Source organism: Leptotrichia sp. SK-5, from assembly GCF_055387215.1.
Genome location: NZ_AP028931.1, coordinates 1,950,974 through 1,965,814 on the forward strand (window position 1 = coordinate 1,950,974; position 14,841 = coordinate 1,965,814).

Sequence of the window (14,841 nt, forward strand, 5' to 3'; positions counted from 1 at the left end):
CTTTTATCTTGTCAAAACTTTTTTATCTCTCTCTGGATAGTAAAAATAACGTTTATTCTTATCTTGTCCATATCCCCAAGGAGTCACTATTCTAAAACTATTTTTATCTGCACCCTTTACTTTTACAAATTTTTCCCAATCCATATAATAAACTCCATTTTTGTCCTTAAAATAATTTGAATTATCAATTCTTTGAATACTTTTCAAATCTACTCCTTTACTATCAAGCTGAATTATTTTATTTTCTGAAAGTATATAAATTCCTTTTTTATCTACAAAAATCCCTTCTGATAATCCACCGTCAAAATATTTAAAGTTATCCGAACTTATTCCATTTAATTTTTTATTTTTATAATAAACACTATTTTTATCTTTTGCAAAATTATAATCCTTCTCAAAAATTTCAAAAGTCTTAAAATCTACATCCTTTACCTCTTGTTTAGTCCCATCTTTGTTATCAACAAAATAAATTCTTCCATTTTCTTTCAAATACTCAGCATTTACAATACTTCCCAATAAAATAAATAATAACAAAATTCTTAACAAATTTTTTATTTTCATACATCTACTCCTTTTATTTTTTCATAAACTCATCAAAAAATTAAAATAGATTTATTTTTCTAATTCCAAAACTCCAGTTCATCTTCCTCTTCCACAGCACCATCTTCTTCTTTTTCGTCAATATCTCTCAAAATATCATCAACACTCAAGTCGTTCAGTTCTGGATCTATTTTATCAAGAAAAGCTGAAAACTCTTTTTTTACTTTTTGAATACGTATTCTATCGCCAGTTCTTACAATCATCTGATAATTTTCCAAATATTCTGAAATGTAGTTTCTGATTTCTGTATTTACTATTTCTGCATAAATTCGGTTTGCTCTTTCAATCAGCAATTTATCTTTGTTTTGATTTTCTGACTGAATTTTTATTTCTTCCAATGTTTTTATTCTTTCATTTTTTTCTTCTTCGGATAAATCGCCATTTATAATTAATTTATTTCTCTTTTCTCCCGTACTTATTGCAGTTGCTTCTGCCTCTAAGATCCCATTTATATCGTAAGTGAATCTTACGTTCACTTTTTCATTTCCTGCATTATTTCTTGGAACATTTATTTCAAATTCTCCCAAAAATAGATTATCATTTATATTCAAGCTTTCCCCTTGATAAATTGCGATTCTTATTATTGTCTGATTGTCTTCTGCTGTTGAAAAATATTCAGACTTGCTTGTAGGAACCGTTGTATTCCTTGGAATAATCGGTGCAAATCTCTGCCCAATTACTTCAATTCCGAGTGTAAAAGGACACACATCTGTCAAAATTCTTTCCTTAAATGCCTTGTTTCTCTCCTTCATTCCCACAGTTACACCAACGCCGTAAGCTACGACAGTATCAGGATTTTGAGCTATTGACACGAGTTTATTGCCTTCAATAAAATCAGTATTGTCAAAATAAGTTTTTTCTCCACGCATTTTATTAAAATACTTTTCCACAAATTCTTCCACAATTCCTAATTTTACAGCCCCGCCGACTAGCACAACTTTCTCAATTTCTCTTGCATCCGTATTTCCATCCTGCAAAGCCTTGTCAATCGCAACTTTCATTTTTACAAGCAATGGTTTTACAGCCACCCTGAAATCTGCCTGTGTAATTTCTGCTTTATAGTCTTTTCCTTTAATTTCCAGTTCAATTTCCACATCTTTTAAACTTATCAGTTTTTTTGCCCTGTCTGCCTTTGTGTACAGTTTTGTTCTTTCATCACGGCTCAAGTCAGATATTGATAATCCTATATTTTTCAAGAAAATTTCACATATTTTGGTAGTAAAATCCTCTCCACCAAGCATCGTATCCCCACTTATCGAAATTACTTCCATAATATCCTCAAATGTTTCAAGCAAAGTAACATCAAATGTCCCTCCACCCAAGTCAAGCACTATAAACTTCAAATTCTGATCTAAAATATGGCTTCCAAGCGACAATGCCGCAGCTGTTGGCTCATTTATAAGCCTTTCCACTGTAAGTCCTGCCAGTTCCGCCGCTATTTTAGTATCTTTTCTCTGTTTATCATTAAAATATGCAGGTACGCTTATTATTGCCCTGTCTATCTTTTCATTGAGCTGCTTTTCAGCATTTTCCTTTAAATGTTTCAGTACAAATGAAGAAAGCATTTGTGCATCAAAAGTTCTATTCTTTACTTTAATTTTTGCTTCCGTTCCCATCCTTCTTTTAAAATTGCTCGCAGTTTCCCCAGCATTCATCATTCTTCTTTCCTTCGCCAGTTCTCCCACTATTATTCCATCATTTTCATCAATTCCCACAACAGACGGAATCAAAATATTCCCATATTCATTTTTTACAAACTGTATTTCCCCATTATCATCAATATATGTCGCCAAACTATTTGTTGTCCCCAAATCAATTCCAATCATTCTTCCCATTTTTATTCTCCTTCAACAATAAATTTTTTAAGTTTTTTATAAAATATCAAAAGAAACACTATCCAATATATCTTTTGCATAATTTCTTATCCTGTTGTATTTTATTCTATTTACAATCAGTAATTTTGCAAACAAGAATACGAGTGTTCCATTTAGTGTAAAATCAATTATTTCATATTTTAAATAAATTTTAAAAAGGTAGATCCCTAGCAGCAGAATCTGAATATAAAGCATGCTCGCTATATTTATGCTGTTTCCACGTTTTGCAAGCATAATATCATAATAACTTCTAGCAACTGCCAGTATAATTGAAAAAGTTTTCACTATTCCAAAAGTCGTCAAAACATCTTCATATTCAGCAGGCATCATATCCGTTATTACAGGCAGGCTAAAAATCCATATAAAAACTACCATTAAACTGCTAAGAATAAATACAATTCCAAACAACCCAGTTTCCTGATTTTGTATCTCATCATCCTGAAAAATTTCCATCCGATGAAGCATTTCCTTTATTTTTTCATAATGATAGGCAATTCTCTTAAAAGGCACGTTATTTTTTAAGAAAAACAGTAAATGATGCAATTTCCCGTTCTTGCAGCTTTTAGGATAAATGTTCCAAAATATAAAAAACCCAAATATTCCCCATTTTTTTACATTGAAATAATTTTCTACAAAAATTTCAACTGCCTTATTTCTTTCAGATTTCTCATTACTTCTATAAAGTTCCTCTATTTTCTGAAATTTTGTTTTATCTTTTATCAAGTGCAGAAAAATATAATCTTTCTCAAATTTAGTAATATTTTTAGACTGTAAAATCACATTATTCTCATAATTGTCATTTTCCAAATTCAAAATTTCCTTAATTCTTCTTTTCTCTTCTTTACCAAAGCTATCAAACTCCTCCATCAAAAATCTCAAACTTCCAAAAAACATTTTCTCCCCATTCAACAATTTCCCAAATGCCTCTATCCAATTATCTACATTCTTCTCAACTTTCTCCAATTCCCCACTAAAAATATTAGAAAACTCCTCATCTTCATCATTAGTTATTTCTATATTATATTCATTAGAAAATCCTTCATATTCATATTCTTCAAATTCTTCTTCATTTCCAAAAAACTCTTCCTGAAAATCCTCTCCTCCATACTCTAATGCTTTCTCATAAGCCTCATTAATTCTCATAAACATCTCAGGAAAATCCTCAGGATGATATTTTTTAAGCATCTTGGAATACGCAACTTTTATTTTCTTCTTATCATCTGTCGGCTCTATTTCTAGTATCTTAAACGCTTCACCAAACTCCAAAATTACCACTCCTTACTTTTCTAAAATAAACGTATCTAGAATTTGTTTTGAAAATTTTCTTAGGCGTTTATATCTTATATTTGTAGTTACTACCATTTTTACAAACAAAATGATATTAAAAAATACAAATTGAAATATTAACTGTGAATATAGTAAAAATGGTATAATTAAGGATTCATATTCTGCATTGCCAATAACAATAAGATTTACAACAAACATTATACTCATTAAGATTGACAAATAACTTGAATACCCATACTGCATACTCCACTCAAATTCTTTTTCCCTAGCTATATTAACCCAGTCTAAAATTATGAAAAAAATAGTCCCCAGAATCCCTATGTACCAGTCAACAATAGGATTTAAAAAGAATAAAAATAAAACTATCGCACCAAAAATACTCCATAAATAAGGCGTTATGCGTAAACTTATTCCTACTTTCTTATTATTTTTTTGTTCTCTATCAAAAATTTCTATATATTTATTAACATCAACATATTCATTTCGTATTTTATAAGTTATAAATTTAAAAGTTGTGCCTACTTGCTCTATATCTCTGTAAGGGTATAACGCAATATTCTTTCCAAATAATCTAAAAATTTTAATATTAAAATAATCCTTGATAAATTTTTCATATCCTTTTTCATTTTCTGAAAAATTTTCACTTACAATATTTTTTACAATTTCATCTAAACTTACATTTTCACTTTTACCAGTATCTACCCAAGTTTCCCCTAAAATATCTGCATTCATATTAGAATTATTTAGATTATAAATTAAAAGTTCCATTTCAATTCTCGTTATATTTCTCCAAGCATAACCACGTAATCCATTTTTTTGTAAAATTTCTCTAATTTGATTTTTTTCCGAAACATCAAAATTAAAATGAAAATCACGTAAAATTTCTCGATATTCTGTTAATGGACGTTTTTCAGATAAAAGAAGATTTTTAAGCCGTCCTAACCACTCAGATATTGATTTGTTCGTTATTTCATTTTCATCAAAACTATTTGAAAAATCTTGTGTTTTTCCAAAAAAACTTTTATCGCTTGAATTATTGCCAGAATTAAAAAAATTATCAAATATATCCTCAATAGAATCCCCTTCATATTCATTAAAATTCGATTGCTCAAATCCCAAAGCAATTCCGTAAGCCTCGTTAATTCTGCTAAATATTTCATCATAATTTTCAAGATGGTTGCGATGATACCTCTTTAATAGCTCTTTATATTTCTTTTTTATTTTTTCTTTATTAGTTGTAGGTTCCATTTCTAGTATTTTAAACGCTTCTGTAAATCTATCCTCTGTCCGCATAGAATTTTTTAAGTATTCAAAAATATTAAGTTTTTCATATTTATTTTTACTATCTTTTTTTTCAAAAAACTTTTCCTTTGACTGTCTTTCTTCAGATGTTTCAGTAAATTTATCTTCTTTTTTCTCAAATTTTTTTGAATCAAAAATATCTGAAAAATCACTCTCTTTCATTTCTTCTGTTTTTTTAAAATTTTCAGTATTTTTATATAAATTTTCAGAAAAATTATTTTCTGCATATCCCAAAGCTTTTTCGTAAGCCTCATTAATTTTCATAAACATCTCAGGAAAATCTTCAGGATGATATTTTTTCAACATCTTGGAATAAGCAACTTTTATTTTCTTTTTATCATTTGTCGGATTTATTTCCAGTATTTTAAATGCTTCTGAAAAATTCAAAATCATTACCTCCTAAATTTCCTTGGTTTTCAAATAAAATGGCATCAGCAATTTAAAGCCTTTTAAAAATTCTTTTGTCAAATCTTCAAGATTTTCAAATTTTTCAATTTCTTCCACATCAAATTTAACAAGTACTTTTCTGATATTTTTCTCTTTCATATCTTCAAGCAATTTTTCCCTATTTTTTTCACTTCCTTCAATTCTATCCAGCATACAGTTTTCCTTACTTTTTGAAAACTGCACAAAATAATAAAGTGGCTTCTTAATTGGCAAGTCTAAAACCTTATTCTGTCTTTCAAGAGTATTTTCTCCAATTTTACGTTCAACAAAACTCACTTCCATCGAAATTCCGACTTTTTTAGTTTTCTCATTTTTAAAGACTCTAAGTGCAATTCCAGATTCATTTTCAGTATCTCCATCCTGCTTCAAAAACACCCAAAGATAAGGTCTTGCAACCTGTCCTTGATTCATCCAGCTGCTAACTTTCTGCAAATGAAATCCTTCCACATTTTCTTCCACAGATTTAGCTATTTCAGTAAAAATCTTTCGTGCAGCCTGTCCATTTTTCCTAAAAAGCTCCATATCTTCCTTCAAATCTCCTGCTTTTTCAGGTTTAATATATTTTCTCCCAGCATAGTCTGTATATTCAATTAATGGCTTGTAATTAAATTTTTTATTCATATTTATCATCCTTTTCGTTTAATTTTTATTTTTAAAATTATAACATATTTTATTAAAATAAAAAACTATACACTTTCTCCATTGCAAATAGAAAAAATATATAGCTTCATTATTTTTATTGTTTATTTTTTTCAACTCCTGTTATGGTAACAACAACATTATCCCTTATCAATGCCCTAAATTCATCATTAATGGGAAATCTCCCATTTCCAACTATTTTATACTGCTCCTTTACTTCATCAGTCAAAATGCGTCTCTCAATTTCTTTCAAATCAATTCCCAAGACTCTTTCTATGTAACGCAGCATTGCGTGTTCTGAAACGATTATTTTGTTCCCTTCCTTTAATTTTTTTATTTCTTCTCGTATTTTTCCTAAATTTCTTTCAGCACTTTGAAGTTTATTATTCAGAATTTCCCTTTCTATTTTTATAGCTTCAATCTCACTTTGTAACTTTACTTGCAAAGTATTCAGTTTTTTTAATTCCTCTTTCCCTTTAATTGCCATTAAACCCTCCTTCTTTCTTATTCTGATTATTTATCTTTTTCAATGATTCTTATGTTACTAATACTTTAAAAGTTTATTTCTATTTAAATATTTTCACACAACTTTTTATAGTCATTATTTATCCAGTTTCTATAATTTATCCAAATTGCATCATAAAGCGGTTCGCCTGTCAATTTTTGAATATATAATTTCCCTTTTGGAAAATATTTTTTATTATGAACTTGTATCGTAGTAACAACCTGATAAATATCATTGTGCGGAATAGTTTTATAGTCTTTCGTTGACAGCAAAGGAAGTAAATAGCACTCATTATCAAAATCATACACCCAATCATCCATTAATTTGACATTATAACCACAATGTATCATTTTATCAAACAAAACTTCAGCCATCGTAAAGGCAAAATCTCCCTCATGTCCTCTATCCATTTCCCTCAAATTACCAAAATTTTCTTCTCTTTCTTTTTCTTGATATTTTTCTTCAGCATAGTTATATATTGTTTTTACATTTCCAGAAACAATGATTTTTTTCTTTCCATTAATTTTTATTCTTCTCAAATCTGTTTTATCAGGATTTACTAATTTTAAATAATTCAGCCTGTCATAATTGAACCAATTTTCAAAAGCCTGTACCAAGGAATCTTTATAATTAAGATTCATTTGAGATCCATTCCAATTTTTCATTCCTTCAGGAAAATATTTTTCGTGAAAAAGATGAACATTGATGCTCACCGACATTCTTTTATCAGTGGTTCCGCCTCCGACAAATAAAGGCAATAAGTAATATCCAGTTTCAATCTCATAAATATACTGATATTCTCCTATTTCCTTCAATTCCACTTTTATTCCTTTTTCCGACAGAAATTCAGAAAATACTTCTGCAATCTTCATTTTTTCTGGACTTTCATAATAATAATCCAAAAGCTGCTGTGTATCGTATTCTAATACACTAGGCAATTTGTTTTCAAACTCGCTTAAATTCTTATTCACAAAAAATTCCTCCTAGTTTTTGTCAAATTATTTCAAAGCCATTTCAGTACAAATTAACCAAATTTCAATTATTTTATTGCATGCTTTCTTCTGCAATCTCCATCTGCACTGAAATATCCTCTTCTTCATAATTAAAGACTCTTTCAATCCTGTCCCTTAAAACTCTCAGATATTTTTCTTTGTATTCTTCATTTTTTCTCATCCTGTTAATTTCACATTCCCAAATCGTAATAACACTAATATCCATTTCAAAAAGCTTCTCACGAACCTCAATATCCCTCTCTACATTTCTCCTAAACTTCTTTTCCCAATATTCAGCATGTGTCTTAGGAAAAGTTGCAATTTTACAATTTTCATGCCTATGCCAGAAGCATCCATTTACAAATATCGCAGTATTATATTTCAAAATAAAAATATCAGGTGTTCCTGGAAGCTGTGAATAGTTTACTCTGTATCTATATCCCATCTTATAAAGCAATTTCCGGATATAAATTTCAGGTTTTGTATTTTTGGATTTTATTCTTGCCATGTTCTGGCTTCTTGTAAGAGGGGCTTTCTTTTTCATTTTTACTATAAGTACTTTCTTAGATATTTTAAATAATAGATTATCTAATAAATAATAACATGAAACTATTTTTCTGTAAAGAAAAATCATTTATCGGTTAATTTTATGAAAAAAACTACCTAGAGCATTTTTAAAGGAATTAGTAACCATTGATGATAAAGAAACTTTTAAAACTATTATTGAAAGTCTACAAAAATTAAAATATACTGTCTTTTATAAAATTTTAGATGTTCAAAATTTTGGTTTAACATAAAAGACAAGGGGATTTCCCCTTGTTAAAGAATATAAAAAATTGGTAAAATGTCTCAATTAATATTGCAATTTATAAAATATTATAATCCGTGTTCTTCCATTATCAATATAGTGTTGTATTCCACCTCTGCTTCTCGTGAACCTTTATCCATCGCCATTTTATAATATTTTTTAGCATTCTTATAATCTTTTTCATCTCGATAAATTGCTCCCGTATTTATCATTGCATCTATTTTTCCTTTTTGAGCAAGTGGTATTAAATATTTTTTAGCTTGTGTAAATTTTCCTTGAACTTTATATAAGATACCTAAATTATATTTTGGATCATCATTATTACCTAATTCTATTGCTTTTAAAAAATATTTTTCTGCTTCATCGTATTTTTTTTGATAATAACAAGAAACTCCTAAATTATAAAAAACTTCACTTTCTTGATATTTTGCTTTTAATAATTTTTTATAAAGTTCATCTGCCTTCTGATAGTTTCCTTCCTGCCTGTAAATTATAGCCAATTGGAATATTGCATCATTTTGATTTTTCACAGCTAATTTTTCTAGATATAATTTTTCTTTAACAAAATCTTTTTGTCTATCATAAAACATCGCTAGATTATACATCGCATCATCATACCCCATATCAGCAGCCATTTTATAATATTTTTCACCTTCCACTATTTTTCCTTGCTCCATATAAAGATAACCTAAATTATATATCGCATGAATATCTTTTTCCCTAGCCAATTCCAAGTATATTTTTTCAGCTTCCCTATAATTTTTCTGATCTAAATATGTTTTTGCCAATTTAAACTTTTCTTTAGAATTTGTATTTGAAAAAATGTTAAAAGACAATATCAAGACTAAAAAAATTAATAATAACTTTCTTTTCACTGCATCATCTCCTTATTTCATATATTTTTTATTTTTCTCAGTAACTTCTATCTGCACTGAAATATTCTCTTCTTCATAATTAAAAACCCTCTCAATCCTATCTTTCAAAATTTTCAGATATTTTTCTTTGTATTCTTCATTTTTCCACATCCTTACGGACATTTTCCTGGATCAACTATACATGCTCCTCCTATTAGTGCTGTCGGTGCCAATATTGCTGTTCCCAGTACCACTGCACAGGAATTTAACATTGTAATGCAAAACACCAATAAAAATAGTAATTTCCATTTTTTTATAAATTTCATAAAATCACCTTTTGCTTATTTTTTAATCGCATCTAAAAATTCATCAAAACTATCAGAAATTGCACAAAAAAAGAATAATTCATAAATATTAATATACACTTCTCCAGTTCTTCTTTCAATGAATAACATATATTCATCGTCTTCCGCAATTGGAATCAAATCTTCTTTTTTAAACTCTTCAATTTCTGTTTTTCCAAATAACATTTTATACATTTGAAACCAATGTTTCTGCTCATTTTTTACTTCTTCATCTTCAAAAAACAATTTATTTGGAATGTCTATTTCCATTTCATCAATATTGTATTTTTCATTTAACAGTTCACCAACTGCTTCCTTTTCCATTCCTGTAAGCATTGGCAAATATAAAAAACAGTAATCCTTTATTTCGTCAATTGTTTTTTTAGAAATTTTATATTTTGCACGATTTTTTATAGCTAAAGCATCAAATTTTTCAATTTCATCTTTATATTTTTTGATATTTATTTTATTCAAAAATTCTGAATTAAAATATTCTCTTTCTTCATTTTTCCTTTTCCAAGAATTTTCATAATCAATTATATTATTTTTCATTAAACCCTCAATTCCTCCCTATCTTCAACAATCTCATCCTTATATTTATCCAAAATCGGATTAATCTCATTCTTCACAAAATCCTCAGTCTGCTTCCCAGCAAATCCAGTATAATTAGCTGAAACCAAGATTCCTTCCATATCTTCTGCTTTCAACCCTAATCTACCGTCTTTTATAATTCTGTCAATTAGTCTGTTAGGATTTCCGTTCAATTTAATTTCCTTTGTTTCTTCCATCGAAAGTTCCCTTATAATTTCGTGAACTTCTTGTCTGTCCATTCCTTTTTTAACTGATTCCATAATGATGTTTTCGGTTGCCATAAATGGTAATTCCTTTTGAATATTTGCCTCAATTACTTTTGGATAAACGACAACTCCGTCCATAATGTTAAGCCAAATAATCAAAATTGCGTCCACTGCTAAAAATGCTTGCGGAATTGAAAGTCTTTTGCTTGCAGAATCGTCCAATGTTCTTTCAAACCATTGTGTTGCAAAAACTAATGCTCCTGTTTGTGAGCTTGAAATCACGTATTTGGCAAGTGATGAAATTCTTTCACTTCTCATCGGATTTCTCTTGTAGGCCATCGCACTTGAACCAATCTGATTTTTTTCAAATGGCTCTTCTAGTTCCTTTAAATGCTGAAGTAATCTAAAATCATTCGTAAATTTGTGAGAAGATTGAGCAATATTCGACAATAAATTTAAAATTTGTGCATCTACTTTTCTATCATAAGTTTGCCCCGAAACGCCTTGTTTCTTACTAAATCCAGCTTTTTCCGTAACCAGTTCATCCAATTGTTTCACTTTTTCAAAATCTCCTTCAAACAATTCTTTAAAACTAGCCTGTGTACCAGTAGTCCCTTTGACTCCTCTAAATCTCAAATTTTCAAGTCTGAATTCCAGCTCTTCAAAATCAAGAAGCAAAGAATGAAGCCATAATGTCGCTCTTTTTCCAACCGTTGTAAGCTGTGCCGCCTGAAAATGAGTAAATCCTAAAGTTGGCAAGTCTTTATATTCCAATGCAAAATCTCTCATTTTTTCAATCAAAGTAAGCATTCTTCTTTTAATAACAAGTAATCCTTCTTTAATTTGAATCAAATCAGTATTGTCTCCAACATACGCACTTGTCGCTCCCAAGTGAATAATTTTTCTTGCATTTTTCGCTTGTTCTCCATAAGTATGAACATGAGCCATCACATCGTGTCTCAATTTTTTCTCAAATTCGGCCGCAACTTCAAAATTCACATCATCTTTAAATTTTTTAAGTTCTGCAATCTGCTCATCCGTAATAAAATCAAGCCCAAGTTCCTTCTCAGCCTCAGCCAAATTTATCCATAACTTTCTCCAAGTTCTAAATTTAAACTCAGGTGAAAAAATATGCAACATTTCCTTACTCGAATATCTTTCCGCCAACGGATTTGAATATATACTCATATTTTCCATTTTCTCAATTCCTCCTACTTAATTTTATTATCTGTTTTTTCTATTGCTTTTTTTATATTTTCCGCTAATCTTCTTATTACTGGTACAACTACCGAATTACCGGCCTGCTTATACAAATGGCTCTGTGCCAAATTTTCTGGCAATTCAAAATCTTCTGGATAACCCTGAAATAAAAAACATTCTTTTGGGGTTAATTTCCTAATTCCGTATTTTGTTAAAACTAATGGAACGTTATGTCCACCAGTTCCCATATTTGCTGTTAATGTGGGGCATAAATTGGATTTATTTTCTCTTACATATTTTCTCCTCCATTGATAAATAGTATCTTTTTTAGTTATTTCTTTTTCCAGCTTATCATAAAAAATATTTTTTTCTTTTCTATAATAATATTTTTCATCAACTTTTTTATCAAAATCAATAATATCGCCTATTTTTTTCTCTAATTTCAATGGCTTTATATCTTCAAAATTATCATAATCTTCTTTTTTACGAAAACCTATAATGTATATCCGCTCCCTGTTTTGTGGAACGTTTCCATACCCACTTGCGTTTAGAATTAATTTTTTTAAGTGATAGCCATAACTTTCCAAAGTTTCTTTTATAACTTTAAATGTATTGCCATTATCATGCGTTGCCAAATTTTTTACATTTTCTATAAAAATTACTCTTGGCTTTTTGTCCTTTATAATTCTAGCCAGCTGAAAAAATATTTCTCCTCTCTCATCTTCAAAACCCTTTCTATATCCAGCTATTGAAAATGCTTGACACGGAAAACCGCCAACAATAACATCTGTATCAGGTACATCAGTACTTTTCACATTATGTATATCATCTACAGCCAGTTTTGAATTATTATTCTTTAAAAAGGTTTTTGCGGCATTTTTATCAATTTCATTGGAATAAATCACATTAAATCCAACTTGCTCAAATCCCAATTCTATTCCACCAACTCCACTAAAAAAACCTGCTACTTTCATTTCAATTTCCCCTTTTTCTTCTTTATTTCAGTTATTTTTCTCAAAAAAATCTTCATAACTTCCTAACTTACAAAAATCTAACAAATATTTCCCATTTTCTGTTTTAGACAATTTCACACTATCAATTCCTATTTTATCTAAATCTTCTTTTTTAACTAATTTTTCATAAGGAATTTTTAAAATATCTCTCAATATCCATTTTCCTAGTGCTTTATTCGGATTACTCATTAAAGCTTTCCCATTTTGCTGTGCAATTTTCATGCTCAAAATTTTTCCATTTGGTAATTTTACATCAAAAGAAGATGTTTTATGATCTCCTGTATTATATTCAAAAAATCCTTCTTTTGCTTTATGAATCCAAATTGGAAAATTTATATAAACTTCGTCAAGATTTCTTTGTCGCCCTCCAGCATTCCACTGATTTAATCCCGAACATTCTTCGACTTTTCCACTTCTTGGACTATACAGAGGTAAAACTATGTAATCCACAATTTTATCTTTCATTTTTGTATTTTCAAAATAATCCTTTTGTTTCAGATTCAATAAATAATCAAACGGATTTTCAATTATTTTTACTTCAAAATCTATTATTTTTTTATTTAAAGATGTGTCAAATCTTTTTAATAATGTAGTTTTTGACAAACTAAAATTATATTCATGAATATTATCAGTAAAATGAATTGTGCTATTTTTCTGATTTAAAATTTTAATTTTATTTATATCAATAAAATCCATATTTTCTTCATAAATAGCCATTTTATTTTTACTTCTTGTAATTAAATGATACATTACTTTATCTATATCACAAATTCTTTTTGTTGTTTCAATTCTATCATTTCTCATTTCCGATACTCGATAAATTAAATCTTTTCCATCTAACTTTTGTAACAGATAACTTTCTTTATTAAATTCTGCAACTTTTTGGAAAGTTTTTCCGTTACTTTGTAAAAATGTTTTTAGCCCTATTCCAATGCCATTTTTACCAGCATCTACTGATATATCGCTTCTTGAAAGATTATTTGCACCAAATGATATACAAAATATATTTTCCATTGCCCTGTAGTATAAAAACGGATTTTCACTTTCTGAAAATAAATTTGACAAAGAGCCTGTTATTTTCAGCAACTCAATATATTTTTCTTTATCTCCTTTACTTTGTCTCTCAAAAAAAGAAGATTTCATACTACCTCATTCCTTCCCTTATTTAAATTTTTTTATTTTACAACTTCCCCATTCCAATCTTTTATTCCACCAAAATCAATTACGTTTGTATAACCTTTTTCAATCAATTTTAATGCTGCTTCCCTGCTTCTTCTTCCGCTTCTGCAATAAACTAAAATTAAATCATCTTTATTTTTCAATTTTGCTTCTGCTTCATTTTCAATAGTTTCCAATGGAACAGAAATCGCATTTGGAATATGCCCTTCGTTATATTCTTCCAAAGTTCTAACATCTACAACTATAACTTTTTGAGTTTCCATCATCTTTTTAGCTTCATCTGAAGTTATCTTTTTATATTCTGCTTTTTTCCCAGCTTTCGTTTCTTTTGACATCGCTAAAGTTTCTTTTTCATTTCCTGATTTACTACACGAAAATCCCAACACAGAAATTACTCCAACCATTGTTAATAACGCTATTTTTCTTATTTTCATTTTATCTCTCCATTTCATTATTCAAATTTTTTATTTCATAATTTTTTCTCAAATTCAATATCTTGCTTTTCTTTTATAAAATTCTTATTTCTATCCAAAAGTTTTTTCCTAAATTCCAAAATCTTATCTTTTGAATTTGCTTCATTTCCTAAACGACAGTTCACATAATCTTCAAATTTTTCAGTATTAAACGTAAACTTCGATGTTTTTCCTTTTGTTAATTCTGCCACTGTAATGTTTTCTGTACTATATGCCAAATGAATTTTATATATTATTAAAAATATATTTTTATTTTCTTCTTTTACAATTTCTGTATTTTCAGGAATATAAAATTTATAATTCCCATTTTTATCTTTATAATCAAATTCATACAAAGAATTATCCAATATTCTTTGGATACTAGATTTTTTTTCTTCTTCATCAGAACGACAATGAGATATTCTATCACAAATTTCCTCTAAACTTTCTTCAATACTTTTTCCATTTATACCACCAGAAAAACTACAAAAACTTATCAAAAGAAACAATATCAACCTTTTGCTCATAATTTCCTCCAACTTTCAAAA

At 28.6% G+C, this 14,841-nt stretch carries 18 protein-coding genes; 1 reads left to right on the top strand and 17 read right to left on the bottom strand.

The annotated features are described in order from the left end of the window. Positions 1 to 3: 3 nt before the first annotated feature. The 8 genes from ACZ5B9_RS09740 to ACZ5B9_RS09775 form a co-directional block, all read right to left on the bottom strand. Complete coding sequence (locus ACZ5B9_RS09740; RefSeq protein ID WP_464422424.1) at positions 4 to 561, bottom strand: DKNYY domain-containing protein; 558 nt, start codon at positions 559 to 561, stop codon at positions 4 to 6. Positions 562 to 620: 59 nt separating this feature from the next. Continuing rightward, positions 621 to 2,435, bottom strand: a complete 1,815-nt coding sequence (locus tag ACZ5B9_RS09745; RefSeq protein ID WP_464422425.1) for an Hsp70 family protein — start codon at positions 2,433 to 2,435, stop codon at positions 621 to 623. 36 nt (positions 2,436 to 2,471) lie between these two features. Continuing rightward, a complete protein-coding gene (locus ACZ5B9_RS09750; protein WP_464422426.1) occupies positions 2,472 to 3,740 on the bottom strand; it encodes a J domain-containing protein in 1,269 nt (422 codons plus the stop codon). Positions 3,741 to 3,752: 12 nt separating this feature from the next. Next, positions 3,753 to 5,450: a DnaJ domain-containing protein gene (locus ACZ5B9_RS09755; protein ID WP_464422427.1), complete on the bottom strand. Its 1,698-nt coding sequence runs from the start codon at positions 5,448 to 5,450 to the stop codon at positions 3,753 to 3,755. 12 nt (positions 5,451 to 5,462) lie between these two features. Then, on the bottom strand, positions 5,463 to 6,131 hold the full coding sequence (locus ACZ5B9_RS09760) for a sakacin A production response regulator (RefSeq protein ID WP_464422428.1): 669 nt from the start codon (positions 6,129 to 6,131) through the stop codon (positions 5,463 to 5,465). A gap of 115 nt (positions 6,132 to 6,246) precedes the next feature. Continuing rightward, positions 6,247 to 6,636: a hypothetical protein gene (locus ACZ5B9_RS09765; RefSeq protein ID WP_006804710.1), complete on the bottom strand. Its 390-nt coding sequence runs from the start codon at positions 6,634 to 6,636 to the stop codon at positions 6,247 to 6,249. A gap of 83 nt (positions 6,637 to 6,719) precedes the next feature. Beyond that, positions 6,720 to 7,625, bottom strand: a complete 906-nt coding sequence (locus ACZ5B9_RS09770) for a hypothetical protein (RefSeq protein WP_464422429.1) — start codon at positions 7,623 to 7,625, stop codon at positions 6,720 to 6,722. A 73-nt stretch (positions 7,626 to 7,698) separates the two neighbouring features. Next, a complete protein-coding gene (locus ACZ5B9_RS09775) occupies positions 7,699 to 8,190 on the bottom strand; it encodes a very short patch repair endonuclease (RefSeq protein WP_464422430.1) in 492 nt (163 codons plus the stop codon). Positions 8,191 to 8,368: 178 nt separating this feature from the next. On the opposite strand from ACZ5B9_RS09775, the gene ACZ5B9_RS09780 reads away from it, so the two are divergent. Continuing rightward, positions 8,369 to 8,443 carry a hypothetical protein gene (locus ACZ5B9_RS09780; RefSeq protein ID WP_464423956.1) on the top strand — a complete coding sequence of 25 codons (75 nt, stop codon included), beginning with the start codon at positions 8,369 to 8,371 and terminating at the stop codon, positions 8,441 to 8,443. 79 nt (positions 8,444 to 8,522) lie between these two features. Here ACZ5B9_RS09780 and ACZ5B9_RS09785 read toward each other — a convergent pair whose 3' ends face one another. From ACZ5B9_RS09785 to ACZ5B9_RS09825, 9 genes are read right to left on the bottom strand one after another with little or no spacing between them, the layout of a single operon-like run. Further along, complete coding sequence (locus ACZ5B9_RS09785; RefSeq protein WP_464422431.1) at positions 8,523 to 9,329, bottom strand: tetratricopeptide repeat protein; 807 nt, start codon at positions 9,327 to 9,329, stop codon at positions 8,523 to 8,525. A 12-nt stretch (positions 9,330 to 9,341) separates the two neighbouring features. Continuing rightward, a complete protein-coding gene (locus ACZ5B9_RS09790) occupies positions 9,342 to 9,479 on the bottom strand; it encodes a hypothetical protein (protein WP_464422432.1) in 138 nt (45 codons plus the stop codon). A gap of 2 nt (positions 9,480 to 9,481) precedes the next feature. Next, entirely contained in the window at positions 9,482 to 9,634 is a 153-nt protein-coding gene (locus ACZ5B9_RS09795; protein ID WP_146996249.1) for a cytochrome B6, read from the bottom strand. A 15-nt stretch (positions 9,635 to 9,649) separates the two neighbouring features. Continuing rightward, on the bottom strand, positions 9,650 to 10,204 hold the full coding sequence (locus ACZ5B9_RS09800) for a hypothetical protein (protein ID WP_464422433.1): 555 nt from the start codon (positions 10,202 to 10,204) through the stop codon (positions 9,650 to 9,652). Beyond that, positions 10,204 to 11,646 carry an adenylosuccinate lyase gene (gene purB, locus ACZ5B9_RS09805; RefSeq protein ID WP_464422434.1) on the bottom strand — a complete coding sequence of 481 codons (1,443 nt, stop codon included), beginning with the start codon at positions 11,644 to 11,646 and terminating at the stop codon, positions 10,204 to 10,206. Before purB ends, ACZ5B9_RS09800 begins: the two co-directional genes overlap by 1 nt. Before the next feature lie 14 nt (positions 11,647 to 11,660). Then, on the bottom strand, positions 11,661 to 12,623 hold the full coding sequence (dcm, locus tag ACZ5B9_RS09810; protein WP_464422435.1) for a DNA (cytosine-5-)-methyltransferase: 963 nt from the start codon (positions 12,621 to 12,623) through the stop codon (positions 11,661 to 11,663). A 27-nt stretch (positions 12,624 to 12,650) separates the two neighbouring features. Then, on the bottom strand, positions 12,651 to 13,805 hold the full coding sequence (locus tag ACZ5B9_RS09815) for a phospholipase D-like domain-containing protein (protein ID WP_464422436.1): 1,155 nt from the start codon (positions 13,803 to 13,805) through the stop codon (positions 12,651 to 12,653). A gap of 32 nt (positions 13,806 to 13,837) precedes the next feature. Continuing rightward, positions 13,838 to 14,275, bottom strand: a complete 438-nt coding sequence (locus ACZ5B9_RS09820; RefSeq protein ID WP_464422437.1) for a rhodanese-like domain-containing protein — start codon at positions 14,273 to 14,275, stop codon at positions 13,838 to 13,840. A 35-nt stretch (positions 14,276 to 14,310) separates the two neighbouring features. Further along, complete coding sequence (locus tag ACZ5B9_RS09825; protein WP_464422438.1) at positions 14,311 to 14,820, bottom strand: hypothetical protein; 510 nt, start codon at positions 14,818 to 14,820, stop codon at positions 14,311 to 14,313. Between the last annotated feature and the right edge of the window lie 21 nt (positions 14,821 to 14,841).